Genomic DNA, 26,657 nt, shown 5'->3' on the forward strand with positions numbered 1-26,657 from the left:
GCTTTTCGTTTCCACGAATGGGTTTCCGTGTCGGTCTACTGGCTGGTCGACGCGCCCGAGCTGGAATGATCGCCAAAGATGCCGCGCTGGCTGACCTGGATGCCCGCCGGCCCCAGAATGATGGCGAACAGCACCGGCAGGAAAAACAGGATCATCGGCACGGTGAGCTTGGGCGGCAGGGCGGCGGCCTTTTTCTCGGCGGCGTTCATGCGCATGTCGCGGCTTTCCGCGGCAAGCACGCGCAACGCGTGCGCCACCGGCGTACCGTAGCGCTCGGCCTGGACGAGGGCCTGCGACACCGACTTGACCGATTCCAGCCCCGTGCGGCTGGCCAGGTTCTCGTAAGCCTGCTTGCGTTCCTGCAGATAGGAGAGCTCGGCATTGGTGAGGATGAATTCTTCCGCCAGGGCCACCGATTGCGCGCCGATCTCGTCGGCGACCTTGCGCAGCGCCGCTTCCACCGACATGCCGGATTCCACGCAGATCAGCAGCAGGTCGAGCGCATCCGGCCATGCCATCTGGATCGACTGCTTGCGCTTGGTCGCGCGGTTGTTGACGTAGAGGACCGGCGCGTAGAAGCCGCCATAGGCAACCAGGACGCAGACGAACAGCCGGATGACCAACGGCTTGTCGGGCAATCCCCCGAGCACGAAAATATAAACCAGACCGAGCGCGAAGCCGACAAAAGGAAGCACCAGACGGAAGAACAGAAACCGCGTCAGCGGATTCTGCCCGCGAAAGCCGGCAACCTTGAGCTTTTGCAAGGTGGCCTCGTCGGCCAATGCACGCCGCAGGTCGAGCCGGTCGACAATATTGCGCATGCCGACCGACTGCTGCTCGCGCAGACCCTTGCGGCGGCGATCGGCCTCGGTCACAAGCCGGGCGCGCTGCTTGGCGCGAAGCTCGTCACGCTCCAGCGCGACCGATTTCATTCGCGACTTGAGCTGGTTTCCGCCAAGCGCCGGCAGCAGCGTAAAGACGGTCGCGAACACGGCGATAGCAACCAGCAGCGCAATCAGGAAGCTGGGGTCCGTCAGTGATTTTATGACTTGTTCGGTCATGCCGCGCCCTAGACTTCAAAGTTCATCATCTTGCGCATCACGAAGATGCCGATCAGCATCCAGACGGCGGAGAAACCGAGTATCAAATGGCCGACGCTGGTCACGAACAGCGGCATCAAATAGTTGGGACTGGAGAGATAGACGAGAAAGGCGACGATGAAAGGCAAGGCGCCGATGATGGCGGCCGATGCTTTGGCCTCCATCGACAGTGCCGCGACCTTGGCTTTCATCTTCTTGCGGTCGCGCAAAACGCGCGAAAGGTTGCCCAGCGCCTCGGAGAGATTGCCGCCGGCCTGCGACTGGATCTGGATGACGATGCCGAAGAAACTCGCCTCGGTGCATGGCATGGTTTCGGGCATGCGCAAGGTCGCGTCGGGGATCGACAGGCCCATCTGCTGCGAATCGACGATCCGGCGAAACTCGGTCTTCACCGGCTCAGGGGATTCATTGGCGATCAGGCGCACGGCGTCGTTCAGCGGCAGGCCGGACTTGACCGCCCGCACGATGATGTCGAGGGCGTTGGGAAATTCGTTGAGGAATGCCTTGACGCGGCGGGTACGACGAAAAGAGACGAACCAGCGCGGCAGACCGAGCGCTCCGGCGAGCAGCACACCGGGCAAGACGATCATCGGCGCGCCGGCCATGAAGGCTGCGACTGTCAGCGCGAGGCCGCATATGGCCGAATAAATATAGAAACGCTCGATCGGGACCTTCATTCCAGCCTGGCGAAGCTGGGCTTTCAGCGGCGGCTTCTTGACAGCGCTATCCTTGGTCTTCTGCTTCTCGTCGAGGTCCTTCAGGGAATCCTGCACCGATTTACGGCGCTTGGCGGCATCCGCAGCCCGGTCGCGGGTGGCCTTGACGATGGAACGGTCCGTCTCGGCGGCCTTGATCGTCTCCAGCCGCTTGCCGGCCTGTTTCTCGTTGCTGATCTGGTTGAACAGGAATGCATAGGCGACCGCGCCGGCGCTGAAGCCGGCGAGCACGACAAACGCCAATACGGTGCCGTCAATTCCAAACATCGACCAGAACCTTCACGCCCGCGAGTACATCAGTCAGCACGTTTCTCCATGGCCTCGAGCGCTATGGCGAGGCGCTGCTCCTCGCCATAGTAGCGTGCCCGCTCCCAGAAATGCGGCCGGCCGATGCCGGTCGAGACGTGTTCTCCCAGCAGCCGGCCGTTGGCGTCCTCGCCCTTGATGTTGTAGAGGACGATATCCTGGGTGATGATGACGTCGCCCTCCATCCCGAGCACTTCGGTGATATGGGTGATGCGGCGCGATCCATCGCGCAGACGTGCCGCCTGGATGATCACGTCGATGGAGCCGACGACGATTTCACGCACGGTTCGCTGCGGCAGCGAATAGCCGCCCATGGCGATCATGGATTCGATACGGTTCAGGCATTCGCGCGGGCTGTTGGAGTGGATCGTTCCCATCGAGCCGTCATGGCCGGTGTTCATCGCCTGCAAAAGGTCGAAGACCTCGGGTCCGCGCACTTCGCCGACGATGATGCGCTCGGGCCGCATGCGCAGGCAGTTCTTGACCAGGTCGCGCATCGTCACCTCGCCCTCGCCCTCGAGGTTGGGCGGACGCGTTTCCAGGCGCACGACATGCGGCTGCTGCAGTTGCAGTTCGGCCGAGTCCTCACAGGTGATGATGCGCTCATCACGGTCGATGTAGTTGGTCAGGCAGTTGAGCAATGTCGTCTTGCCCGAGCCGGTGCCGCCCGAAATGACGATATTGCAGCGGACACGGCCGATGATCTTGAGAACTTCGGCTCCCTGTGGGGAGATGGCGCCAAATTTGACCAGCTGATCGAGCGTCAGCTTGTCCTTCTTGAACTTGCGGATGGTAAGCGCGGTGCCGTCGATGGCCAGCGGCGGCGCGATGACGTTGACGCGCGACCCGTCGGGAAGACGGGCGTCGCAGATCGGGCTGGATTCGTCGACCCGGCGGCCGACCTGGCTGACGATGCGCTGGCAGATGTTGAGCAGTTGCTGGTTGTCGCGGAAGCGGATGCCGGTCTGCTCGACCTTGCCGTTGACTTCGATGTAGACGTTCTTGGACCCGTTGACCATGATGTCGGCGATGTCGTCGCGCGCGAGCAAGGGCTCGAGTGGTCCATAGCCAAGCACGTCATTGCAGATGTCCTCGAGCAGTTCTTCCTGTTCGGCGATCGACATCGCGAAGTTCTTGATCGCGATGATGTCGTTGACGATGTCGCGGATTTCCTCGCGCGCGCTTTCGGGATCGAGCTTGGCGAGCTGCGACAGGTCGATCGTATCGATGAGAGCCGAGAAAACCTGGCTCTTGGTGTCGTAATAGGTTTCGCTCTTCTCGCGGCCTCTCCGCGGTTCCGGCGCCATGGGTGGCGCCTCGACCGCGCGCCTGGCCGGCGGCGGGACAGGTGCGCTTGGCTGCGGCGTTGTCGCCGGCCGGGCAAGAACCGCTGTGTCCGCCGACACCGCGACGGCCGGCGCGGCCGGTGTCGGCGCAGGTGCCGGCTGGCGAAATTCCGGCTTGAACCGGTTGCCGTCGTCGTTGCCTCTTTTACCGAACATGACCGACTACCGACCCCATTACGTCATTTCTTGTTGCGCGAGAGCTTGCCGAGCAGACTGCCCAGGCCGGCCTTTTTCTTCGCCCTGATTTCGCTGCGGCCGGTCAGCACGTGAGCAATCTCGTTGATCGTGGCCACAACCGCGTTCTTGGCATCCATCTCGCCAAGCATGCGCCCGTTGTTGGCGGCATTGCCGAACAGCACGGGATCAAAGCCGATGACCGACATCGGTGTCAGGCCAAGCGGTTCGGCGAAATCGGATGGCGAGATTTCCGGCCGTTTGGGCACGCCGGCCTGGTTGATGATCAATTTGGGCGGCGGGTCGTTCGGGCGAAGCCGCTTGAACATGTCGATCAGATTCTTGGTGTTGCGCAGATTGGCCAGTTCCGGCGTCGCCGTGATGACGATCTCGTCGGCCTTGACCAGCGTGTTCTTGGCCCATCCCGTCCAGATATGCGGGACATCGAGCACGAGCAGCGGCACGCTGCGCTGCGCGGTGTCGACAAGCTGCGCGAAGGCATCGGGATCGAAGTCGTAGACGCGTTCCAGCGTCGAGGGTGCCGCGAGCAGCGACAGGTGCTCGGCGCATTGGGTCAGCAGCCGGTCAAGATAGACCTCGTCGATGCGCTCGGGCGAAAACACCGCCTCGGCGATGCCCTGGGCCGGATCCTGGTCGAAATTGATGTTGGCGGTCCCGAAGGCGAGATCGAGGTCGGCGACGACGACCTCGGATTTGAACAGGGAGGACATTGCCCAGGCGACATTGTGGGCGATGGTGGAAGACCCGACGCCGCCCTTGGCGCCGACGAAGGCGATCGAGCGGCCGAGCGGTTCGGCTTCCGGGTCGACGAAGATCGACGAGACGACGCTGACGACGTCCGCCATCGACACCGGCGCGATGACATATTCGGAGATGCCGGAGCGGATAAGTTCGCGATAGAGGCCAACATCGTTGTAGTGACCGATCACCACCACTTTCGAGGATGGATCGCAATATTCCGAAAGCTGGGCGAGCTGCTCCAGCAATTGCTTGGGCTCGCTGCGCGATTCCAGCAGGATCAGGTTCGGTGTCGGAGCCGACTGGTAGAACTCGATCGCCGTGGGGACGCCGCCCATATGGACCTTGAGATGGGCCTTGGTCATGCGACGGTCCTCGCCGGCGCGCTGGACCGGATTGGCAACACCCTCGGTCTCGCAGAATGCCTGGATCGAAATGCGCGGAACCGGCCGCAACGCCTGCATCGCGGCGACGTCCTGCGGCGAGGTATCACCGCCTTCCACGGTGGCGTCATAGGCAAGGTTGCTCATGGTCATGCTCTTTCCGTGGCCTGTTCCTGACGTCGCTTCTTTCCGGGGGCGGCGGCTTAGTAAGTCACATCCGAGCTGCCGAGGAATTCATCCGAAATGCCTCTGTCCTGGTAGACACCGATGGCGTTGCTGCGATTTGCCGCATCGATAGTGGTGGACTTGCGCGGTCCGAGAAGATCGGCCGGATTGGCCATCTGGGCGGCAAGATTGTTCTGATAGGAGCAGCCGAAATCGGCGTAGTGTTTGTTCTCAGACGTCTCCACCAGGTCAGCGGGCCAGCGTCCACATTTGTCGGTCTGCGCCCTCACCGCGATATAGGACACGCGAACCGGGGCTGATGCCTCGCTCGACCCAGCCTGATAGGAAGTCACGACGATCCGGGAACGTTTGATGCCCGAGGCGGCCGCGAGCCGAGCGAAATCGCGGCCGGCCGCCGTCGCTGCGACCTCGTTGGCCGATCCGCTTGGAATCTGGATCGTCAATGTCGCAGCGGCGCTCTTGTCATAGCCGTCGAGGAAACCCAAAAGCGTGTCGCGCTGCGAGCCGGTCATGCCGCGGTCGCCGGCGCCGACGGGAAGATCGATCTTCTGGTTCTTCTCCGCGATGACGATCGGATGATTGGTGCGATAGTCATCCGGGATGGCGCCGACGGTAACGCTGTCGCGCTGGGCACAACCGGCCAGCAGAGCCGACAGCGCCACCGCCATGATCGGAAAGGCCCGCAGGCTTGTCCTGGAACGGCCGGAGCGCATCGCCATGGTCCTTGCCTTCAATGCTGACTGAGACATGTCCGCTTTCCCGTTCACTTGTAGATGAAGCCGACAACGCCGTGATAGCGGCCGTTGGGCCTGTCGGTCTGCATGGTGCCGTAGACGCGATTGACACGCCCAAGGAACATGCCAGCGCCGTCGCTCGGAGGGTTGAAATTGTCGTCCGGCTTGGCCAGATCATTGCGCGCCACCGGCTTCACCAGATAGGGTGTGATGATGATGACGAGTTCGGTCTCGTTGCGCACGAAATCCCTGCTGCGGAAGAGCGCGCCGAGTACTGGGATCTTTGTCAAGCCAGGCAAGCCGTTGACGGCTTGCCTGACATCGTCGCGAACCAGGCCGGCGATCATCATGGAGCCGCCCGAGGGCAGTTCAACCGTGGTGTCGGCAAGGCGTTTGCGTAGTGACAAAGCATTCATACCAATGCTCTGATTGTCCGTGGAGGCGGACACGGAGCCCTCGGTTGTCGGTTCGGAAACCGAAGTTCTGACTTTCAGGCTTATGCGGCCGGGCGACAGAACCACCGGCTGGAATTCCAGGCCAATGCCGTACTCGATCTTGTCAATACTATAGTTCTTCAGACCGGTCTGGTTGTCAGTGGACACATTGGCCGAGACCCCGCTCACCATATTGTATTCACCGCCGACCTTGAAGGTTGCCTTCTCACCGGACACGGCGGTCAAGGTCGGCTCGGCCAAGGTCTTCATGACCCCGGACTGCTCCATTGCGTTGATATACGCTTGCAGCCCCGACGAGCTGAGACTCAAGCCCGCGTTCGAGAGCGGCTTGCCGAGGCCCATGAAAGGGTCACTGAGCGCGCCGTAGCTGATGCCGTTGCTGCCGCCGCTGCCGATCATGTTGACGCCGAGCTGTTTCATGACGGAGCGACTGACTTCAGCCACCGTCACCTTCAGCGTGACCTGGTCGTCCCCGATGATCTGCAGCAGATTGACGATCTGGCTGACGCGGCGCTCCTGGTCCGGGTTGTTGATGTCGACACCGCTCTGGGCCGAGCCGCCGGCAGCCGTCTGCGAATATTGTCCCGTCGTCGCTTCACCGCCGGACACAAACATATTTGCCAGCTGTTCGGCACGCTTGGCATCCAAGGGGGTATCGACAGTGCCGGTCAGAACCACGTTGTCATTCAGCAGTTCAACCTTGACGGCCGATGTCGGAAGGAAGCGCCTGATATAATCCTCAAGGCCGGCAACGTCGCGCTCGATGGCCAGGTCCAGGCTGGCGATCTGTTCGCCGTTCGGCCCGAAGACGAAGATGTTGGTCTCGCCGACCGATTTGCCAAAGAGATAGATACGCCTTGCGGTGCGGGTCACGGCGTCGGCGACGGAGGGATTGGCGACAAGAATGTCGTAGGCATCACTCGGCAGGTCTATGACCACAGACTTGTTGAGGCCAAGCTTGACGCGCTGGGTGGCTGTCGTTGCCGACACCTGCGTGCTCTTCGCTTCGACGCCCTGCACATTCGCTCCGACAAGCAGCAGGCCGAATGCCATGGCGACGATTGCCGGCAGTTTAGCGCTTAGCCTCATTTCCTCGCTCCTACTTCGGAGACTTCGCCCGACTTGATCAGCCTCACCGTTCCCCGGCGGCCATTGCCGGAAACGAGATAGTCGGCCTCGCCCACATTCTTTTCCTGGGTGTCCGTGATCGCCCGCAGCGCCAGCGTCAGGCGATCCGCCATCTGCTGGGCAACGGTGATGATCTCCGCCTGCTTGGGCGTCAGCTCCAGCGTGGCGGTCTGGCCCACCCTGGTCTTCTTGCCTTCCTCGTCTTCCTGGATGGTCTGGTCGATTGCCAGGACGCGGATATTCTTCAGGATGGTCTCGGTGCTGAAGCCGCCGCCGCCGCTGCTGGCATCGGCCCTGCGGGTCATGATGACGTCGACGAAATCGTTTGGAAGGATGAAGCCGCCGGCCGAGGTGTCCGCCGATATTGTCGTTGCGACCGCCCGCATGCCCGAAGGCAGGATGGACGACATGAAGCTTTGTCCCTCTCCGATCAGCTTGGAGCGCCGGACAGGCTCGCCCGCGTACATCGCCACGCGGGCGACCGACCCCTTCAGTTTCTCCAAAGCGTCGGGAGCGGTGGCCTTGGTGATGAAATTCGCGTTGATGCCGTCAGCCGGCCAGGATTGCCAGGCGATGTTGTTCTCGAGTGCGGTGCCCATCGCGACATCGCCCGAGAGCACGAGCACGTCCTGCAAGGCCACGGCGGGGGCTTGGGGTCCGGAATCGACGACGATCTGTGGCGGCGGGGCGGCGACCATGTTCTTCGCCACATAGCCAGCACCACCCGCCGCGGCCACCGCCACGCTCAGAATAATCAATCGGGATGCTGGCATCTGTCCGAACCCTCGCCCTTGGCAAACCACGTAGCCAAGCCGGACTTTGCAGCGGCAATCGTCAAAACAAGGTTAATGTAATGCTTACGATCGTGATTAATTTAAGGTTTACATAAATTAGAACGATCGATCGACGATGGCGTCAAAACGTCTGTCCGGCTCCTTTCGAGGCCGGGCACGTCGATGGATAGCGGATAGTAGTCGTGTCAGCTTGCCAGCCTTGCCAGCGCCCACACCATCAGAGGGGAATCGGGGTAGGTCAGCAGCCCACCCAGACCGAGCGCGATCCCATAGGGAACACCGGCTGACTCTTCCGCGAAATAGCGCAGGAATGGATTGCGTCCGGTGAAAAGCGCCAGCGGCGATTTCCGGTAAAGCAGGATCGCGATTGTCAGGAGGCCGCCGATGAGCGTCGAGATGACAAGATATTGGACGAGATGCACGTTAAGGCCCATCCATACGGCGGTCGCGGCCAGCAGCTTGGCGTCGCCACCGCCCATGCCACCCAGGGCAAACAGCCCGAACGTCACGGCCAGGACGATGGCGCCGGCGGCAAAATGTCCGCCATAGGCCGCCCACTCCATGCCCGTCAGCGGCGCCACCAGCGCGAAGACGACGACAAGCAACACCGACACGCGATTGGCGATCGTCATCGACAGCATGTCGGAGATCGCCGCAAACAGCATGCAGAAAGGGAAGACGACGAAGATCAGGGCTTCAAGCATCGGCGATAGTTTCCGAATTCCTCGGCATCCAACCTAGGCTGGCGCGATTAACGATTGATGAGGGGGTCGCGAAAAGCCAACAGTTTTTTGCGGCGCCACGACATGCCGGCATAGACGGCGCCAACATAAACAGGGGCCGCTACATGGCGGCCCCTGTTCAAACGCGATTGAAGCGATCAGCAATAGGCAGATCAGCTGCCAGAGCTATTCAAGCTGTTGGCGATAACAACGAACCTGTTGTTGATGGCATTGCCGAGCAAGCCGGCGCCGGTGATGATGGCGAGCGCGATGAGAGCGGCGATCAGACCATATTCGATAGCGGTCGCGCCGGATTCGTCCTTCACGAAGCGTGCAAAAAGATTAGACATTCGAGAGCTCCTACTCCACGTGTTACAGCACTTCCGTCAACTTCTGCGATGGTTGATCGGATGCTGCCAACCTAGGGAGAAGCTCTTTCGATCGGCTTAATAAACAGCCTTACCGATTCCTTTCCCGGCTCGAACCGAGTGCGTGGTTAACTCCACACTAAGCGCTGGCTAACATGCTTTATCACAAGTCAATGCCGCAAACGGCAAGGGCTTGGGTACGCTTGCCACACCTGCTCGGATCCGCTCATGCGGGCAGCCTTGCCGGCCGCTATACCGGGCGCCGGCGAGCCGACTTAACCGTTGGTTCACCAATCTCGTTCATGTTCCGTTGAACAGTCCGCTTGCGTGGAGCGCCTTGATGGCCGTGCCGAGATCCTCAATCCTGATAGCCGCGCTTCTTGGCGCCGCCAGCTTGATCACGCCCGCCAGGGCTGGCGCCGACATCGAGGTCACGATGAATCAAGCCAAGATCGTGAAACTGTCGCGCGCCGCCGACACGATCGTCGTGGGCAACCCGGCAATCGCCGACGCTTCCGTCCAAGATGCCTCGACGATCGTGCTCACCGGCAAGGGTTTTGGTGTCACCAATCTCGTCGTTCTCGACCAGGAGGGTAGCCCGATCGTCGACGCACAGGTTACCGTGGTCCGCCAGGCAGCCTCGTCGGTTCGCATTTACCGGCGCGCGGATGTCCAGACCATGTCGTGCACGCCCTATTGCGAAAGCTCCTATAAGAGCGACGCGGAGAAATCGTCCGAAGCCGAGATGAGCGTCAGCAAATAGGCGGCACCGGAGCGCGCCATCGCCCCCGGTTACCGCCGGGTTAAGACACCCGCGCCGACTTTAACGATCATTCAAACCGGACCTCAATTGGTTTGCGGTAGTGCATCTGTCAGCACCGTCCAGGATGGCAGGAACATCGCATGAGCATGGAATTCGGCTCGACAGATCAGTGCAAGGTGGAGCGCGCCAGGTCTTTCAGACGCTTCGTGCGCGACCGGCGCGGCGCCACGGCGCTGGAGTTCGCGCTGCTCGCGATGCCGTTCGCGCTTCTCGTATTCGCCATCCTCGAGAGCTGCATCTCGTTTGCCAGCCAGGAGGTGATGGCCAACATCACCGACGATGTCGCGCGGCGGCTGCGCACCGGGCAGTTGACGGCAACCGACGTCGCCGGAGACAATTTGAAGAACATGATCTGCAACAAGCTGGAAATCATCGTCTCCCAGGATTGTCCCAATCAGTTGAGCGTCGATCTTCGCCAATACACGACATTCGCCGACGCCGCCCTGGCCGGCTTCAGGATTCAGGGGGGTAACATCCAGCTGACGAAGAGCGGCTCCGATGTTCCCTTTGCCGTCACGTGGGGTGCGGCGGAGTCGAGGAACATGCTGAGGGTTTTCTACAAATGGCCCATCATGACCAACCTGATGGCGCAGTCGATGGGAGGCAACAAGACCCTGCATTTCGCTTCGGTGACCTGGCAGAACGAGCCGTTCGACAATTGAAATCATCACGGAAGCAACAACAAGAAAAAAGGCAATGAGCATGATGCGTGCGGGGGCACATCTGGGAACTGCAGGGCTCTGGGGCAGATCAGTCCGGTTCTGGTCCAATCGCCGTGGTGTCGCGGCGGTCGAGTTCGCGCTCATAGCGCCGATCCTGCTGATCATGTATTTCATGACCATGGAGGCCTCACAGGCCATCGAGACGAGCAAGAAGGTCAGCCGCATCGGCAGCATGGTCGCCGATCTCGTCACGCAACAGCCGACCATCGCCAAGGCGGACCTCGATGCCATCATGAAGATCGGCACGTTGACCCTTCAACCCTATAGCCGCTCGGTGCCGGACATCACCATCACGGCCATACAGATCACCACCGATGCCACGCCAAAGGTGAACGTGGTGTGGTCGCGCAAGGTGGTCAACGGCACCTACAGCGTCGGAGCCACCGCCGGCACCGCAACCACGGTTCCGACAGCGCTCAAGGTTGCCGGGACATTCCTCGTCCGCGTCGACAGCACCCTGGCCTACAAGCCGATCGTCAGCTGGACGACCGACAGTCAACAGAAGCTCGGGTTTGTCGAGACGCTCGCCAAAGGCATGACAATGAGCGAAACCTATTACCTGCGTCCCCGCAGAAGCGTCACGATCCCTTGCAGCGACTGCTGAAGGACTTATTGCCGCCCACCCTCGACCGACACCATCCGCACGACGGCCTCCGCCGCCGCGTAGTCCTTGGGAACCACGGGCATGAAGCCGCCGCCATGCTTCGATTCCAGAAGGTCGTAGATATCCGGCATCGTCGATTTGAGGTTGGTGAGGAACACGGTCAGCCGGCGCTTGGCTTCCGGATCGAGATCGCTGCGCACCGCGTGGGGACCGTATCTCAGCAGACCCGACATCCACACGACCTGAAGCGCCGACGCCGAAAGGCCTGATGCCTCGAGCCTTGCCTGGGTGCCCCCGGGCAGCCGCGGCTGGCCGTCGGCCGCTGCCTTCACCCAGCCGAACATGGCGTCGGCCCCACCGTTGATGAGCATGGTTTCGGCCGCCGATGCCGATGGGGCATGGACCAGAAACGGTGCATCCTCCGCGATTCCGACGTGTTCGGCGGCCAACCCGGCCAAGGGCAGAAGCGAACCGCCGACGCTGTCCGGCGGCGCCATGGCGATCCGGCGGGTCTCGATGTCAGCCAGGCGGGGCAGTTTGCCGTCCCTGGTCAGCAATACGGAGCGAATACCGGCCGCGCCGTCGGCATCGACCGGAGCCACGAGCGGCTCGATGCATCCGCAGCGTTGCAATGCCGTGGCGTAGGCGGTCGCCGAATAGATGGCGTATTCGATCCGCGCATTGGCCTGTCCCTCGATGAGTGCCGCGTAGTCGCGGGCTACGACGAATTCGACCTTCATGCCGAGCGCATTGGTAAAGGCCTGGGTCAATACGGCCAGCCCCGGAACGGTGTTGCCCGCGCCGGGCTCGGCGACGATGCCGATGCGAAATGTGCCGATGTCATCGCGCCAGTCCGCCCAGGCCGGTCCACACCAGAACGCGCCGGTCAAAGCCATGACGGCAGTCCACGCCTTGAGCGAAGCTTTCATGACAGGATCGCCTTGCCCTTTGTTTCGCCCCTGGCCATGCCCAACTCGTCGCGACCCTTGATCCTTGTGCCTGTACCGCCGTTTGGTTTCCGAATTGCCAAGGCCGCCGTGGAACCCTATGTCTGGGCGTCCACACTGGCAACAAATGACCCGATGGCGCGTGCTTTTCTCTTTGTCCTGGATTCCTTCGGCATAGGCGGCGCGGCCGACGCCGAACGCTATGGCGACGCCGGCGCCAACACGCTGGCGCACATCGCCGAAGCTTGCGCGGAAGGGCGCGCGGATCGCGAAGGGCTTCGTCAAGGACCACTGTTCGTCCCCCACATGGCATCGCTGGGACTTGGCAAGGCGGCCGAGACGGCGACAGGACTGGGTTTTACGCATTTCGGGACGGACCTGCTCGCCAATGCATTCCATGGCGCGGCGCAGGAGATTTCGAGCGGCAAGGACACGCCTTCCGGCCACTGGGAGATCGCAGGCCTGCCGGTACGCTTCGACTGGGGTTACTTCCCGGACACAGTTCCCGCCTTCCCGGCCGACCTGACCGAGGCGATCATCCGCGAGGGCAAGGTGCCGGGCATCCTCGGCAATTGCCATGCGCCGGGTACCGAGATCATCGAGCGGTTCGGCGAGGAACACATCCGCACCGGCAAGCCGATTTGCTACACGTCGGTCGATTCCGTCCTGCAAATCGCGGCGCATGAGGCCCATTTCGGCCTGGAGCGGCTCTATGAATTCTGCCAGGTGGTGCGCCGGCTGGTCGACCCATTGAGGATCGGACGGGTGATCGCGCGTCCGTTCGTCGGCGAGACATCGGCCACCTTCGAGCGGACCTACAACCGCCGCGACTATGCCGTGCCGCCACCCGAGCCGACATTGCTCGACCGGCTGACGGGGCGCGGCAGCCGCGTCATCGCCGTCGGCAAGATCGGCGACATCTTCGCCCATCGCGGAATTTCGCAAGTGCGCAAGGCCCCAGGCAACATGGCCATGTTCGACCAGGCACTCGTTGCGATGGACGAGGCCGAGGACGGTGATCTCGTCTTTGCCAATTTCGTCGATTTCGACACCGAATTCGGCCATCGCCGCGACGTCGCCGGCTATGCCGCCGCGCTCGAGGCCTTCGACCGGAGGCTGCCCGAGGCGTTCGCGAAGCTGAAGCAGGGCGATCTTCTCATCCTGACCGCCGATCACGGCAATGATCCGACCTGGCGCGGCACCGATCATACGCGCGAACGCATTCCGGTGATCGGCACCGGGCCCGGCCTCAAAGGCGGCGACATAGGGCTGAGGGCGACATTCGCCGATATCGGCGAGACCGTTGCCGAGCACCTCTCGCTGGCGCGCGGCCGCAACGGCACGTCCTTCCATGCGACGATCGGCGGCCATGCCTGAACTGCCCGAAGTGGAAACCGTCCGGCGCGGCCTGCAACCGGTCCTGGAAGGTGCCCATCTGGCCAAGGTCGAGATGAGACGGCCGGATCTGCGCTTCCCCTTCCCCGAACGGTTTTCGGAGCAACTGACGGGCAGGACGATCACGGCGCTTGGCCGCCGGGCCAAATATCTGACCATGCATACGCAGGATGGTCCGGTGCTGATCTGCCATCTCGGCATGTCGGGCTCGTTTCGCATCGACACCGGCGACGACAGCGAAACACCGGGCGTGTTCCACCATGAGCGCTCGAAGAGCGCGGCGCACGATCATGTCGTGTTCCACGTCGTTTCCGCGACGGGCGCGCGGTCCCGCGTCATCTTCAACGACCCGCGCCGCTTCGGTTTCATGCTGTTTGCGCAAGAGCCGCCGGAAACGCATCCGATGCTCGCCGGCCTGGGCGTCGAGCCCACCGGCAATGTGCTGGACGGCACTCTGCTTGCCTCGCTGCTGAAAGGCCGCAGATCGCCGCTCAAGGCAGCACTTCTCGACCAGAGGCTGATCGCCGGCCTGGGCAATATATATGTCTCGGAGGCGCTCTGGCGTGCCAGCCTGTCACCGCTGCGCGAGGCAGGCACCATCGCCAGGCCAGGCAAGAAGGCCAGGGAGCAAAGCGAACGTCTCGCCTCGGCGATCCGCTCGGTCATTGCGGATGCCATAGCTGCCGGCGGGTCTTCGCTGCGCGACTATGTGCACACCGACGGATCGCTGGGTTATTTCCAGCATTCCTTCGCCGTCTACGACCGCGAGGGTGAGCCTTGCCCAAAGCCCGGCTGCGGCGGCCATGTCGAGCGCATCGTGCAGAGCGGACGCTCGACCTTCTATTGCCGGACGTGTCAGAGCTGAGCTAGACCGGGGTCGAGCAAGGAGAAGCAGCCAATGGCCTATGAGACGATCATCACCGAGAGGCGCGGCAAGGTCGGCCTCGTCACGCTGAACCGGCCAAAGGCGCTCAACGCCCTCAATTCGCGGGTGATGGCCGAGGTGGTGGCGGCGGCGAAGGATTTCAGCGACGACGCCGGCATCGGCGCGATGGTCATCACCGGCTCCGATAAGGCTTTCGCCGCCGGCGCCGATATCAAGGAGATGCAGGCAATCTCCTATGTGGACGCCTATGTGCAGGACTTCTTCGTCGGTTGGGAAGAACTGACGCGGACCCGAAAGCCTGTCATCGCGGCGGTAGCCGGTTATGCGCTCGGCGGCGGCTGCGAACTCGCCATGATGTGCGATTTCATCATTGCCGCCGACACGGCCAAATTCGGCCAGCCCGAGATCACGCTCGGCGTCATTCCCGGCATGGGCGGGTCGCAACGCCTGACCCGGTTCGTCGGCAAATCGAAGGCGATGGACATGTGCCTGACCGGACGGATGATGGATGCCGCCGAAGCCGAACGTTCGGGCCTGGTATCGCGTGTCGTGCCTGCCGGCGAACTGATCGAGGAGGCCGTCAAGGCGGCGACCAGGATCGCCGACTTCTCGCTGCCCTCGGTGATGATGACCAAGGAAGCGGTCAACCGGGCCTATGAGACGACGCTGTCCGAGGGATTGCGCTTCGAACGGCGCCTGTTCCACTCGCTTTTCGCGCTCGAGGACCAGAAAGAAGGGATGGCGGCCTTCGCCGAAAAACGGAAGCCGAATTTCATCAACCGGTAGCGCATTGCGGGCCGGCGCCCGAAACCCGTGGCGTCGGCCAAAAAGAACGCCAGGCGGCGTTGACGCGCCGGAAAAGCTGAACTATAAGCCGCACCAACCGAGGCGGCCCCGTGGCTGCCCGTTTGTTTTTTGCGCCCTGCGGCACGCCGCGTGCGCCGACCAGATCAGAAGAGAGGCATCATGGCCAACACATCCTCGGCCAAAAAGGCAACGCGCAAGATCGCCCGCCGCGCGGCGATCAACAAGAACCGCCGCTCGCGCGTGCGCACCTATGTCCGCCAGGTCGAGGAGGCACTCGCCTCGGGCGACAAGGCCGCCGCGCAGGCAGCCTTCAAGGCCGCCGAGCCGGAATTGATGCGCGCCGCGACCAAAGGCGTGATCCACAAGAACACGGCATCCCGCAAGGTGTCGCGCCTCGCCCAGCGCCTCAAGGTGCTGTCGGCCTGACATCGCCGTTCTAGACTTGTCTTCTTTGAAGCCCGGCCGATCGCGCCGGGTTTTTTCGTTTGCCGGCAAGTACTTAAAAAGAATAGCCGCAAGCAGCTGCAAATGCAGATTCCAGACTTCGAAATGCTTTGCCGGCACATGCATGCCCGCGGATGGTCGGCACGCTTGAAAAGCGTCGCCTAAAAGAATCCCGCCCCGCATAAATAACCCATATTTTTCATATGCTTAGCGATAGTCATCCACAACTTGTCCACAACGCGCCAAGGGGACGGGAGGACAACTGGCTGTCAAGAGAATTATTTCAGAAAATTTCGCGCCGGTCCGGCTTTTTCATATTCGTCGGAAAAGGGTTTGAATCACAATGGCTTTGTCAAAATATGCCGCTGCGGCATGGCGCTCCAACCCGCCCGAGGTAACCAGATTCCTTAAAAATTGGTTAGACGTGGCCTTGCCCTATCCACAGCGATTTCGGTAATGTCGATCTATCGAAAGGGACGGGCCTCTGGCCCTTAACCCAGCCTTACGCGGCCAGCTTAAATTGGCGGGATTTGCGACGTGGATCAAGTCCGCGAACGGGTATGGTTTGCTCTTTTTCGATACGGTAGGGGACTGGCGTAACTAGACATGGCAGGTAGGACGGCGCGCCGGCGCTCTTTCGCCGGACGGTGTTGTATTGCCCTGACATACCCAACGCGGACTGGCTTTCATGGGCCGGCACCGGTTTCCCTTGGATAGTGGGCGGTGTTCATTGCCGGCGGCGGCAACGGGCATCGTGGCGAAGACACGGTCGCTGGAAAAGGATGCAGGAGGCGCATCCCCAGCGAAGAACAGGTACAGAAAGGCAAGGAACTCGATCATGCAGAGCGGCATCGAAAGGGAGCTTACGGGCGACCTCCCATTTCCTGGAACTTTGATCGGAGCAAACGAGATGGCGGTCTCCAGCGACGCGGAACAGAAATTCGACCGGGTCAAGGCCCAGTTGAAGGCGCGCCTGGGTACCGAAGTCTATTCCAGCTGGTTCGGACGCATGAAGGTCGCGGAAGCGTCCAAGGGCATTGTCCGCATCTCCGTGCCCACCGCGTTCCTGCGCTCGTGGATCAACGGCCACTATCACGATCTGATTTCCGAGCTGTGGAAGCACGAGGATCCCGAGCTTCTCAAGATCGAGATCGTCGTGCGCACGGCAACCCGCCAAGGGCGCAGCCAGGCCGAACCGGAATTGGCGCCAGCGCGCAAGATGACGCGGCAGACGCAGACGGCGCTGGCCGCCGGCACGGTCAGCCCAGGCAGGGTGGAGCGGTCACCCTTGCCGCGTCCGGGCGTGCCGGTCGAGAGCGAGTTCCGCCACAATGTGCTGGGATCGCCGCTTGATCCGCGCTACACGTTCGGCTCCTTCATCGAAGGCCCCTCGAACCGCGTGGCCTTCGCCGCCGCCAAGGCCGTGGCGGAATCGCAGTCGAGCGCGGTGCGCTTCAATCCGCTTTTCCTGCATGCCACCGTCGGGCTCGGCAAGACGCACCTCTTGCAGGCCATCGCGGCGGAATCGCTGAAGCAGAATCCGAAGTCACGCGTCGTCTATCTCACCGCCGAGTATTTCATGTGGCGCTTCGCCACCGCGATCCGCGACAACAACGCATTGACGCTCAAGGAGCAGCTGCGCGACATCGACCTCCTGATCATCGACGACATGCAGTTCCTGCAGGGCAAGTCGATCCAGCATGAATTCTGCCATCTGATCAACATGCTGCTCGACAGCGCCAAGCAGGTCGTCGTCGCCGCGGACCGGCCGCCATCGGAACTGGAATCGCTCGAACCGCGGGTCCGTTCGCGCCTCAATGGCGGCGTCGCGCTCGAAATGTCGGCGCCCGATTTCGCCATGCGGCTCGGCATGCTCAAACTGCGGCTGGCCACGGCCAGGATCGACGATGCATCGCTCGACATTTCCGAAGAGATCCTCAACCACGTCGCCCGCACCGTGACCGGCAGCGGACGTGAACTGGAAGGCGCCTTCAACCAGCTCCTGTTCCGCCAGTCGTTCGAGCCGCAGATCACCATCGACCGCATCGACGAGATCCTCGGCCATATCTATCGCACGGGCGAGCCTAAGCGGGTCCGCATCGAGGACATCCAGCGCATCGTCGCGCGCCACTACAACGTCTCGAAGACGGAATTGCTGTCCAATCGGCGCACGCGCACCATCGTCAAGCCGCGGCAGGTCGCCATGTACCTGTCGAAGGTGATGACGCCGCGCTCCCTGCCCGAAATCGGGCGCCGTTTCGGCGGCCGCGACCACACGACGGTGCTGCACGCCGTGCGCAAGATCGAGGACCTTTCCGGCAATGACAACACGCTGGCGCAGGAACTGGAATTGCTGAGAAGGCTGATCAACGACCAAGCCTGACCGGCCAGAAACCGCCCGCTTGGGGGGTTGGCCAGCTTTATCCCCAGAAAGCCCGCGTAACCGGCCCGAACCGGTGGCGCGGGCTTGCGTTCACTGGTTTTTTCCTGTCAGTTTGCGTAGATTCTGAAGCCTGTTCAGAGCTTTCGCGGGGCGCCGGCAGCCGGAGACCCGTTCATTCATTCAAGCGAGCCTGTTTCGTCATGCGTGTTATCCTGGAACGGTCAAATCTCCTGAAGTCGCTCAACCATGTCCACCGCGTGGTCGAACGGCGCAACACCATACCGATCCTGTCCAACGTGCTGCTCAGCGCCGAAGGCGCCAGCCTCGAAATGAAGGCCACCGACCTCGACCTGGAGGTGACGGAAGCGACGCCGGCCAAGGTCGAGCGCGGCGGAGCGACGACGGTTCCAGCGCACCTGCTCTACGACATCGTGCGCAAGCTCTCCGACGGCGCCGAAGTGATGCTGAAGACGGACGAGGACGGCAACGCCATGACGGTGACGTCGGGTCGTTCGAGCTTCCGCTTGCAGTGCCTGCCGCAATCCGACTTCCCCGAGCTTTCGGCCGGATCCTTCTCGCACATCTTCCGCCTCGATTCGGTGGCGCTGAAGGGGCTGATCGAGAAGACGCAATTCGCCATCTCCACCGAGGAGACGCGCTACTATCTCAACGGCATCTACCTGCACACGCATGAAGTCGGCGGCAAGCTGAAGCTGCGTTCGGTGGCGACCGACGGCCACCGCCTGGCACGCGCCGAGATCGACGCGCCGGCTGGCTCCGAGGGCATGCCGGGCATCATCATTCCGCGCAAGACGGTGAGCGAACTGCAGAAGCTGGTCGACGATCCCGATATCGCCGTGACCACCGAACTGTCCGACACCAAGATCCGCTTCACCATCGGCAGCGTCGTCCTGACCTCGAAGCTGATCGACGGCACTTTCCCCGACTATCAGCGGGTCATTCCGACCGGCAACGACAAGAAGCTGATCCTCGACCGCCAGACCTTCGCCGCCGCGGTCGACCGTGTCTCGACCATCTCCTCCGAAAGGGGCCGCGCGGTGAAGCTCTCTATCAGCGAGGGCCAGGTGACGCTCGCGGTCAACAATCCGGATTCCGGCAGCGCCACGGAGGAACTGGCGGCGGATTATTCGGCGGATCCGATCGAGATCGGCTTCAACGCCAAATATCTGCTCGATGTCGCCGCGCAACTGACCGGCACGGAAGCCAAATTCATGCTGGCCGATGCCGGCTCGCCGACGCTGATCCACGACATGGCCGACGAAACCGCACTTTACGTGCTGATGCCGATGCGGGTATAGCCGGCGGCGTTGGCTCCAATAGGGCCGGCAGCGAACGTCGCGGTTGCGGTGACTTCCACAGGCGGATAGCGGTTGCCGGCACAAACCCATATAAGTAAGCTTACGCTTACCAATTTTCGCAACTACGCGACCCTGGCGATTGATGTCGCGCCGGGCGCCGTGGTGTTTTCCGGCGACAATGGTGCCGGCAAGACCAATCTGCTCGAAGCGATCTCATTTCTGACGCCGGGGCGCGGCTTGCGCCGCGCGCCTTACGTGGATGTTGCCCGTGAGGGTGGCGATGGCGGTTTTGCCCTGCATGCCCGGCTCGACGGGGCTGACGGCGAGGTCGAGATCGGCACCGGCATTTCCGGCGGCGACACGGCGGAGGGCGGCAGGCGGGTGCGGATAAACGGCGCCGCCGCGCGGGCCGAGGACATGCTGGAGTGGCTGCGGGTCGTGTGGCTGACGCCGGCGATGGATTCGTTGTTCACCGGACCGGCCGCGGACCGCCGGCGCTTTCTCGACCGGCTGGTGCTGGCGATCGATCCCGGACATGGCCAGCGGGCGCTCGACTATGAGAAGGCAATGCGCGGCCGTAACCGTTTGCTGACGGAAGGCTCCCGTGATGCCGGTTGGTTCGAGGCGATCGAGACACAGATGGCCGAGACCGGCGTGGCGATCGCCGCGGCACGCGCCGAGATGGTGCGGCTGCTCACCGCCATGATCGACAGGCTGCCCGACAGCGGGCCGTTTCCGCAGGCTGATATCGGTCTTTCAGGCGATCTCGAGGCAGAGATCGCCGCCGCGCCGGCGGTCGACGTCGAGGAGCGGTTCCGGCGGGCGCTTGCCGATGGGCGTGACCGTGACCGCGCCGCCGGACGCACCCTGGAAGGTCCGCATCGCTCCGATCTCTTGGTCCGGCATCGGCCCAAGGGGATGCCGGCGGAACTCTGCTCGACCGGCGAACAAAAGGCATTGCTGGTCGGCATCGTGCTGTCGCATGCCCGGCTGACCGGCGAAATGTCCGGCCTGACGCCGATCCTGCTACTCGACGAGATCGCGGCGCATCTCGATGCCGGCCGGCGCGCGGCATTGTTCTCGATCCTCGAAGAGTTGAACTGCCAGGCCTTCATGACGGGGACCGATGCGGCGCTGTTTTCCAGCCTGGAGGGCCGCGCCCAGTTCCTGACGGTCGACCACGGCACGGTTGGGCCAACCGAAGTGGCCTGACAAGGTTTTTCCGTCGCTATATGGTCCTGACATGACCGCTGCCGCCCTGACCGCCGACGAGATCGAACGCTATGCCCGCCATATCGTGCTGCCGGAAGTCGGCGGCGCGGGTCAGCAGAAGCTGAAGCAGGCCCGGGTCCTGGTGATCGGCGCCGGCGGGCTGGGGGCGCCGGTGCTTGAATATCTCGCCGCCGCCGGCGTCGGTACGCTCGGCGTCATCGACGACGACACGGTTTCGCTGTCCAACCTGCAGCGCCAGGTCATCCATGGCACCGATACGATCGGCATGCTGAAAACCCAGAGCGCCAAGGCGGCGATCGCCCGCATCAATCCCAACATATCAGTCGAAACGCACACATCCCGGCTGACCGCGGAGAACGCCCCAGCCCTCGTCGCCAAGTACGATATCGTCGTCGACGGGTCCGACAATTTCGAGACGCGTTATGTGGTGGCCGACGCATGCGCCACCCAAGGAAAGCCGCTGGTCCATGCGGCCGTCGGACGTTTCGATGGCTCGGTGACCGTGCTGAAACCTTTCGAAAACGGCGGCGACGGCAAGCCAAACCCGAGCTATCGGGATCTGTTTCCCGAAGCCCCGCCGCCGGGCCTGGTGCCGTCCTGCGCCGAGGCCGGCGTGCTCGGCGCGCTGACCGGGGTCGTCGGCACGCTGCAGGCGATGGAGGCGATCAAGCTGATCACCGGCATAGGCGAGCCGCTGGTCGGCCGGCTGCTGCTTTACGACGCGCTAGCCGCCCGTTTCGAGACGATCCGCTACAAGAGACGCTGATCTTGGAACAATCCGAAGTTTCGATCACGCGGATCCCCGCCGATTTCGACCGCTGGGGTGAGGTGCTTGCCCTGATCCTGCAGGCCTTCGCCTTCATGGACGGCATCATCGACCCGCCATCCTCGGCTCAGCTGCTCACAGTCGATGCGCTGCGCGCCAAGGCCCTGCGGGAGACCGGCCTCACTCGACGGCGACAGGATCGTCGGCTGCCTTTTTGCTCGCGAAAAGGCTGACGGTTTTTATGTCGGCAAGCTCGCCGTCGCCCCGGACCGCCAGGGGCAAGGGATTGGCCGGCGGCTGATGCAAGCGGCCGAAGATCTGGCCCGCGGCCGCGGCAAGGCCGCCATCGAGCTCGAGACAAGGATCGAACTCACCGCCAATCATGCCGCCTTTGCCCGGCTCGGCTTTCATGAGACAGAACGGACGGCGCATGAGGGCTATGACAGGCCGACGTCCATCACCATGCGCAAAACGATCTCGTAAGCTTCGCGTGACATTGAATGGCGAGCCTGCGCCTGGACGGTTCTCAGGTTCTGAGCGGCAGCACGCGGTCCGGCGGGCGATGGCCATCGACGAAGGCGCGGATGTTGATGATGACCTTCTCGCCCATGTCGATGCGGCCCTCAAGCGTGGCCGAACCCATATGCGGCAGGAGCACGACCTTGTTCCTGGCGGCGAGCTTCAAGAGCTTGGCGTTCAGGGCCGGCTCATGCTCGTAAACGTCGAGGCCGGCACCGGCGATCTTGCCGTCCTGGATCAGCTTGACCAGCGCTTCCTCGTCGATGATGTCGCCGCGGGCGGTGTTGACGATATAGGCGGTGGGCTGCAGCAGCGCCAGCCGCCGCGCCGACAGAAGATGGAAGGTGGCGGGTGTCGACGGACAATTGACCGAGATGATGTCCATGCGGGCCAGCATCTGGTCGAGACTCTCCCAATAGGTCGCCTCCAGCCCATCCTCGACGGCCGGCAGCACGCGGTGCCGGTTGTGGTAGTGGATCGACAGGCCAAAGGCCTTGGCCCGCCTGGCAACGGCCGTGCCGATACGGCCCATGCCGACAATGCCGAGCCGTTTGCCCCAGATGCGCCGGCCAAGCATCCAGGTCGGCGACCAGCCGGCCCATTTCTTGTCGCCCGTCAGCACGTTGGCGCCTTCTGCCAGCCGGCGCGGCACAGCCAGCATCAGCGCCATGGTCATGTCGGCGGTATCTTCGGTGAGCACGTTGGGCGTGTTGGTGACGGTGATGCCTCTCTTGGCCGCCGCCGCCACGTCGATCTTGTCGACGCCGTTGCCGAAATTGGCAATCAGCTTGAGGTTGTCGCCGGCCTGGGCGATCAATGCGGCATCGATCTGGTCGGTCACGGTGGGCACCAGCACGTCGGCTTCCTTGACCGCGGCGACCAGTTCGGGCTGCGTCATCGGCCGGTCCTCGACATTCAGCCTTGCGTCGAACAGTTCGCGCATGCGGGTCTCGACCGGGTCGGGCAGCTTTCGCGTGATGACCACGAGAGGCTTCTTTTTGCCTGCCATTGTTTCCCTCGTTGAGACCTCTTTAACCAAGACCGGCGAAACTGGAAGCCGGTCGCGGTAGCCGATTTATCCATGTAACAAGCGGTGCCGCCGAAGACAAAGAAAAAGGGGTGCCGCAGCCATCGGGCCGGCGCCGAAAGGAACGAAAGTGTCTGGTTTCGCGTCGCTTCGCCTGGCCATCAGCGCAGCATTTCTCGGCGCTCTCCTCTATTCTCCGCTTGCCGGCGCGCAGAGCGCGGCGGCCCCTGCCCAGAGCGCGATCACGCTCGGACCGAGCGGCCTGCCGCTGCCGCGATTCGTCAGCCTGAAATCCGGCCGCGTCAACTCGCGCGTCGGCCCCGGCGCCAACTATTCCGTCGATTGGATGTATATGAAGGCCGGCCTGCCGATGGAAGTCATCCAGGAGTTCGATACGTGGCGGCGCGTGCGCGATGCCGACGGTTCGGAAGGATGGATCAACCAGTCGCTGCTTTCGGGCCGGCGCACCGCGATCATCGCGCCCTGGCAGCGCGGCAAGGGGGGCCAGATCAATCTTCTGAAGAGCGCCGACAAGGATGCCAGGGTGGTGGCGATCGTCGAACCCGGCGTGATGGGAACGATCAAGTCCTGCGACGGCCAATGGTGTGAAATGACGCTCGACGGCCACACTGGCTGGCTCGCCCAGTCTGTCGTCTGGGGCGCTTATCCCGGCGAGCGGGTCAAGGACTGAGCGTCTCGCGATTGTGGCCGATCCGGCCAAGATGAGTGTCCTGAAAACCTGTTGACAGTTTTAAGCCGTAGCCCAGTGCACGGTCGATCGCGATATGGGCGATCCAGATCAGCGCGACGGCGCTGCAGGCCGCATTGCCGGCGAGATGCCCGGCAAGCAACAGCAGCAGCGGTGCGACCAGAATGTGCAAGGCGTTGTAGGCAAAGGCGCCGATGCGAGGTCCACCGAGATAACCCAGCATCGACAGGTCCGGCGCCAGGATGAGCACCGCGAAGAGCCACCAGGAAACGCCCGTCGCGCCATAGAAAACGATTGCGGCAACCGCCAGGATGGCCCATTCGAACCGGACTATCAGGCTGAGGGATTTCATCGCAAGCCGATTACCCTGGCTTGGCCGGTGACCACGGTCTCGCCAATCGTGCCGGCCCCGCCGGTCATTCCGGACGCTTGGGACGCAGCCTCACCACGATATCGACATTGGCGATTTCCATGCCTTCGGGCGGATCCGGCAGGTTGGTGACCGTGACCGGGCCGTTGGCGATGTCGAAGATCCGGTTTTCGCCTTCGATGTAGAAATGGTGGTGGTCGGAGGTGTTGGTGTCGAAATAGGTCTTGGACCCCTCGACGGCCAGGATGCGCAGCAGCCCGGCCTGGGTAAACTGGTGAAGCGCGTTGTATACGGTGGCCAGCGACACCGGAACGCCGGCGGCCAGCGCCTCCTCGTGCAGTTCCTCGGCCGACAAATGGCGGTCGCCCTTGGCGAAAAGCAGGTCGGCCAGCGCAATGCGCTGACGCGTCGGCCTCAGGCCGGCTTCACGTACCCGCTTGTCCACAGCGACATTTTCCTTCCGGCAGCCCCGGTCCATCTGGTCTTCCAAGCTCACAGTCCCGCTTCAAGACACGCCCAGAGTGGCAAAAAATGAATGTCTGCCGAAACCGGACCCCTGTTGACATATATTCTGTCGCCCGAATGCGATCAATAGCGCGCATTGACCCGGGCAGACTGGCGGGTTAAGCGCAAACGCCGGTTTCCGGCCTGAAACAGATTGTGTTAGGACACCAACGACAAGGGCGCGCTACCGCCCGGACGATATGGGGAGAAATTGATGGCGGGTTCGAAATCCAGCTACGACTACGAAGAATTGCTGGCCTGCGCCCGCGGCGAGCTGTTCGGAGAGGGCAATGCCCAGTTGCCCTACCCGCCGATGCTGATGTTCGACCGTATCACAGAGGTCAGCGAGACCGGCGGCGCCTTCGACAAGGGTTTCATTCGCGCGGAATTCGATATCAAGCCCGACCTGTGGTTCTTTGCCTGCCATTTCATCGGCAATCCGATCATGCCCGGGTGCCTCGGCCTGGACGCCCTGTGGCAATTGACCGGCTTCTATCTCGGCTGGCTTGGCGAACCCGGCAAGGGGATGGCGCTGTCGACCGGAGAGGTCAAGTTCAAGGGCATGGTCACGCCATCGGTCAAGAAGGTCGAGTATGGCGTGGATTTCAAGCGTGTGATGCGCGGCCGGCTGGTGCTCGGCATCGCCGATGGCTGGATGAAGGCGGATGGCGAGCCCATATACGCGGCGACGGACCTGAAGGTCGGTCTGTCAAAGCAGTCGGCGGTCGCTTGACCGCAGCCCTGGCCCGCCCACTGGCCAGCATCCCTGGAAGGAGTTGCGAATGAGACGTGTCGTAGTCACAGGCCTCGGCATCGTGTCGTCGATCGGCAACAATGCCAACGAGGTGCAGACCTCGCTGCATGACGCCAGATCCGGCATCAGCTTTTCCGATTCCTTCGCCGAGCATGGCTTCCGCTGCCAGGTCTGGGGCGCGCCGACGCTCGATCCTACCGCCATGATCGACCGCCGCGCGATGCGGTTCCTGAGCCAGGGCGCGGCGTGGAACCACGTCGCCATGGACCAGGCGATCGCGGATGCGGGCCTCGGCGAGAGCGATATCACCAACGAGCGCACCGGCATCGTCATGGGTTCGGGCGGCCCCTCCACCCGCACCATCGTCGAGGCGGCCGAAACCACGCTCAAGAACGGCAGCCCCAAGCGCATCGGTCCCTTCGCGGTGCCGAAAGCGATGTCGTCGACGGCCTCGGCAACCTTGGCGACCTGGTTCAAGATCCATGGCGTCAACTATTCGATTTCGTCGGCCTGCTCGACCTCGGCGCATTGCATCGGCAATGGCTACGAGCTGATCCAGTGGGGCAAGCAGGACATGGTATTTGCCGGCGGCCACGAGGATCTCGACTGGACGATGTCGGACCTGTTCGACGCCATGGGCGCCATGTCGTCGAAATTCAACGACAAGGCGTCGACGGCTTCGCGCGCCTATGACGCCAATCGCGACGGCTTCGTCATTGCCGGCGGCGCCGGCGTGCTTGTGCTGGAAGAGCTGGAGCATGCCAAGGCGCGCGGCGCCAAGATCTATGCCGAGATCGTCGGCTATGGCGCGACCTCCGACGGCTACGACATGGTGGCGCCCTCGGGCGAAGGCGCGGTCCGCTGCATGCGCCAGGCGCTGGCAACGGTTTCCACGCCGGTCGACTACATCAATACCCACGGCACCTCGACGCCGGTCGGAGATTCCAAGGAGATGGGCGCGATCCGTGAAGTGTTCGGCGAGAAGATGCCGTTCATCACGTCGACGAAGTCGCTGACCGGCCATTCGCTTGGCGCGGCGGGCGTGCAGGAATCCATCTATTCGATCCTGATGATGCAAGGCGGCTTCATCGGCGAAAGCGCCCATATCGAGACGCTCGACCCTGAATTCGAGGGCATGCCGATCGTGCGCAAGCGCATCGACGACGCCAGGATCGACACGGTTCTGTCGAATTCCTTCGGTTTCGGCGGCACCAACGCAACGCTCGTTTTCCAGCGCTATTCCGCATAAGGCCAAGTTTTATATAAGGATCGCC

Annotated in this window: 27 protein-coding genes and 1 pseudogene; 15 read left to right on the top strand and 13 right to left on the bottom strand. The window is 62.6% G+C overall.

What is annotated here, in order from left to right:
• Window positions 1-35: 35 nt before the first annotated feature.
• The 9 genes from FJ948_RS16625 to FJ948_RS16665 all read right to left on the bottom strand — a co-directional run bounded on the left by FJ948_RS16625 (window position 36) and on the right by FJ948_RS16665 (window position 9,153).
• Window positions 36-1,061 carry a type II secretion system F family protein gene (locus FJ948_RS16625; protein ID WP_140706185.1) on the bottom strand — a complete coding sequence of 342 codons (1,026 nt, stop codon included), beginning with the start codon at window positions 1,059-1,061 and terminating at the stop codon, window positions 36-38.
• 8 nt (window positions 1,062-1,069) lie between these two features.
• The gene (locus FJ948_RS16630) at window positions 1,070-2,083 is read right to left on the bottom strand and encodes a type II secretion system F family protein (protein ID WP_140706187.1); all 1,014 of its coding nucleotides are present in this window, start codon (window positions 2,081-2,083) and stop codon (window positions 1,070-1,072) included.
• A gap of 29 nt (window positions 2,084-2,112) precedes the next feature.
• Entirely contained in the window at window positions 2,113-3,624 is a 1,512-nt protein-coding gene (locus tag FJ948_RS16635; RefSeq protein ID WP_140706189.1) for a CpaF family protein, read from the bottom strand.
• A gap of 23 nt (window positions 3,625-3,647) precedes the next feature.
• Complete coding sequence (locus FJ948_RS16640; RefSeq protein ID WP_140706191.1) at window positions 3,648-4,937, bottom strand: CpaE family protein; 1,290 nt, start codon at window positions 4,935-4,937, stop codon at window positions 3,648-3,650.
• 50 nt (window positions 4,938-4,987) lie between these two features.
• Window positions 4,988-5,719, bottom strand: a complete 732-nt coding sequence (locus FJ948_RS16645; protein WP_140706193.1) for a CpaD family pilus assembly protein — start codon at window positions 5,717-5,719, stop codon at window positions 4,988-4,990.
• Between the two features lie 14 nt (window positions 5,720-5,733).
• Complete coding sequence (locus tag FJ948_RS16650; protein WP_140706195.1) at window positions 5,734-7,248, bottom strand: type II and III secretion system protein family protein; 1,515 nt, start codon at window positions 7,246-7,248, stop codon at window positions 5,734-5,736.
• Window positions 7,245-8,060, bottom strand: coding sequence for a Flp pilus assembly protein CpaB (cpaB, locus tag FJ948_RS16655; protein WP_140706197.1), 816 nt, complete (start codon window positions 8,058-8,060; stop codon window positions 7,245-7,247). The genes FJ948_RS16650 and cpaB overlap by 4 nt, the downstream gene beginning before the upstream one ends.
• A gap of 206 nt (window positions 8,061-8,266) precedes the next feature.
• Window positions 8,267-8,785 carry a prepilin peptidase gene (locus tag FJ948_RS16660; protein ID WP_140706198.1) on the bottom strand — a complete coding sequence of 173 codons (519 nt, stop codon included), beginning with the start codon at window positions 8,783-8,785 and terminating at the stop codon, window positions 8,267-8,269.
• 191 nt (window positions 8,786-8,976) lie between these two features.
• Window positions 8,977-9,153 (bottom strand): Flp family type IVb pilin, encoded by a 177-nt coding sequence (locus tag FJ948_RS16665; protein WP_140706200.1) that lies wholly within the window; start codon window positions 9,151-9,153, stop codon window positions 8,977-8,979.
• A 358-nt stretch (window positions 9,154-9,511) separates the two neighbouring features.
• Between FJ948_RS16665 and FJ948_RS16670 the strand changes: the two genes are divergently transcribed.
• The 3 genes from FJ948_RS16670 to FJ948_RS16680 all read left to right on the top strand — a co-directional run bounded on the left by FJ948_RS16670 (window position 9,512) and on the right by FJ948_RS16680 (window position 11,320).
• The gene (locus FJ948_RS16670) at window positions 9,512-9,934 is read left to right on the top strand and encodes a pilus assembly protein N-terminal domain-containing protein (RefSeq protein WP_140706202.1); all 423 of its coding nucleotides are present in this window, start codon (window positions 9,512-9,514) and stop codon (window positions 9,932-9,934) included.
• Between the two features lie 140 nt (window positions 9,935-10,074).
• Window positions 10,075-10,656, top strand: coding sequence for a TadE/TadG family type IV pilus assembly protein (locus FJ948_RS16675; RefSeq protein WP_140706204.1), 582 nt, complete (start codon window positions 10,075-10,077; stop codon window positions 10,654-10,656).
• A gap of 40 nt (window positions 10,657-10,696) precedes the next feature.
• Complete coding sequence (locus tag FJ948_RS16680) at window positions 10,697-11,320, top strand: TadE/TadG family type IV pilus assembly protein (RefSeq protein WP_140706593.1); 624 nt, start codon at window positions 10,697-10,699, stop codon at window positions 11,318-11,320.
• Between the two features lie 5 nt (window positions 11,321-11,325).
• On the opposite strand, the gene FJ948_RS16685 is transcribed toward FJ948_RS16680, so the two are convergent.
• Window positions 11,326-12,249 (bottom strand): phosphate/phosphite/phosphonate ABC transporter substrate-binding protein, encoded by a 924-nt coding sequence (locus FJ948_RS16685; RefSeq protein WP_140706206.1) that lies wholly within the window; start codon window positions 12,247-12,249, stop codon window positions 11,326-11,328.
• Between the two features lie 153 nt (window positions 12,250-12,402).
• On the opposite strand from FJ948_RS16685, the gene FJ948_RS16690 reads away from it, so the two are divergent.
• From FJ948_RS16690 to FJ948_RS16730, 9 genes and pseudogenes are all read left to right on the top strand, one after another.
• Window positions 12,403-13,644 carry a phosphopentomutase gene (locus FJ948_RS16690; protein WP_140706208.1) on the top strand — a complete coding sequence of 414 codons (1,242 nt, stop codon included), beginning with the start codon at window positions 12,403-12,405 and terminating at the stop codon, window positions 13,642-13,644.
• Complete coding sequence (gene mutM, locus FJ948_RS16695; RefSeq protein WP_140706210.1) at window positions 13,637-14,527, top strand: bifunctional DNA-formamidopyrimidine glycosylase/DNA-(apurinic or apyrimidinic site) lyase; 891 nt, start codon at window positions 13,637-13,639, stop codon at window positions 14,525-14,527. Before FJ948_RS16690 ends, mutM begins: the two co-directional genes overlap by 8 nt.
• 33 nt (window positions 14,528-14,560) lie before the next feature.
• Window positions 14,561-15,334 (top strand): enoyl-CoA hydratase, encoded by a 774-nt coding sequence (locus tag FJ948_RS16700; protein WP_140706212.1) that lies wholly within the window; start codon window positions 14,561-14,563, stop codon window positions 15,332-15,334.
• A 180-nt stretch (window positions 15,335-15,514) separates the two neighbouring features.
• Complete coding sequence (rpsT, locus tag FJ948_RS16705; protein ID WP_027026587.1) at window positions 15,515-15,781, top strand: 30S ribosomal protein S20; 267 nt, start codon at window positions 15,515-15,517, stop codon at window positions 15,779-15,781.
• 856 nt (window positions 15,782-16,637) lie between these two features.
• Entirely contained in the window at window positions 16,638-18,182 is a 1,545-nt protein-coding gene (gene dnaA / locus FJ948_RS16710; RefSeq protein ID WP_140706214.1) for a chromosomal replication initiator protein DnaA, read from the top strand.
• Between the two features lie 200 nt (window positions 18,183-18,382).
• A complete protein-coding gene (dnaN, locus tag FJ948_RS16715; RefSeq protein WP_140706216.1) occupies window positions 18,383-19,501 on the top strand; it encodes a DNA polymerase III subunit beta in 1,119 nt (372 codons plus the stop codon).
• Between the two features lie 72 nt (window positions 19,502-19,573).
• The gene (gene recF / locus FJ948_RS16720; RefSeq protein WP_140706218.1) at window positions 19,574-20,713 is read left to right on the top strand and encodes a DNA replication/repair protein RecF; all 1,140 of its coding nucleotides are present in this window, start codon (window positions 19,574-19,576) and stop codon (window positions 20,711-20,713) included.
• A gap of 31 nt (window positions 20,714-20,744) precedes the next feature.
• Complete coding sequence (locus FJ948_RS16725; RefSeq protein ID WP_140706220.1) at window positions 20,745-21,500, top strand: molybdopterin-synthase adenylyltransferase MoeB; 756 nt, start codon at window positions 20,745-20,747, stop codon at window positions 21,498-21,500.
• A 2-nt stretch (window positions 21,501-21,502) separates the two neighbouring features.
• Window positions 21,503-21,983, top strand: a pseudogene (locus FJ948_RS16730) (GNAT family N-acetyltransferase).
• Between the two features lie 43 nt (window positions 21,984-22,026).
• On the opposite strand, the gene FJ948_RS16735 reads toward FJ948_RS16730, so the two are convergent.
• Entirely contained in the window at window positions 22,027-23,028 is a 1,002-nt protein-coding gene (locus FJ948_RS16735; RefSeq protein WP_140706222.1) for a D-glycerate dehydrogenase, read from the bottom strand.
• Window positions 23,029-23,176: 148 nt separating this feature from the next.
• On the opposite strand from FJ948_RS16735, the gene FJ948_RS16740 reads away from it, so the two are divergent.
• A complete protein-coding gene (locus tag FJ948_RS16740; RefSeq protein WP_140706224.1) occupies window positions 23,177-23,737 on the top strand; it encodes an SH3 domain-containing protein in 561 nt (186 codons plus the stop codon).
• On the opposite strand, the gene FJ948_RS16745 is transcribed toward FJ948_RS16740, so the two are convergent.
• Together FJ948_RS16745 and irrA are read right to left on the bottom strand one after the other, a co-directional pair.
• On the bottom strand, window positions 23,727-24,107 hold the full coding sequence (locus FJ948_RS16745) for a DUF4260 domain-containing protein (protein ID WP_140706226.1): 381 nt from the start codon (window positions 24,105-24,107) through the stop codon (window positions 23,727-23,729). The genes FJ948_RS16740 and FJ948_RS16745 overlap by 11 nt on opposite strands.
• A gap of 64 nt (window positions 24,108-24,171) precedes the next feature.
• Complete coding sequence (gene irrA / locus FJ948_RS16750; RefSeq protein WP_181173697.1) at window positions 24,172-24,603, bottom strand: iron response transcriptional regulator IrrA; 432 nt, start codon at window positions 24,601-24,603, stop codon at window positions 24,172-24,174.
• A gap of 240 nt (window positions 24,604-24,843) precedes the next feature.
• On the opposite strand from irrA, the gene fabA reads away from it, so the two are divergent.
• Entirely contained in the window at window positions 24,844-25,362 is a 519-nt protein-coding gene (gene fabA / locus FJ948_RS16755) for a 3-hydroxyacyl-[acyl-carrier-protein] dehydratase FabA (protein WP_127276870.1), read from the top strand.
• Between the two features lie 49 nt (window positions 25,363-25,411).
• A complete protein-coding gene (gene fabB / locus FJ948_RS16760) occupies window positions 25,412-26,632 on the top strand; it encodes a beta-ketoacyl-ACP synthase I (RefSeq protein WP_140706230.1) in 1,221 nt (406 codons plus the stop codon).
• Window positions 26,633-26,657: the final 25 nt, after the last annotated feature.

It is taken from the genome of Mesorhizobium sp. B2-3-12 (assembly GCF_006442205.1).
GTDB lineage: Bacteria > Pseudomonadota > Alphaproteobacteria > Rhizobiales > Rhizobiaceae > Mesorhizobium.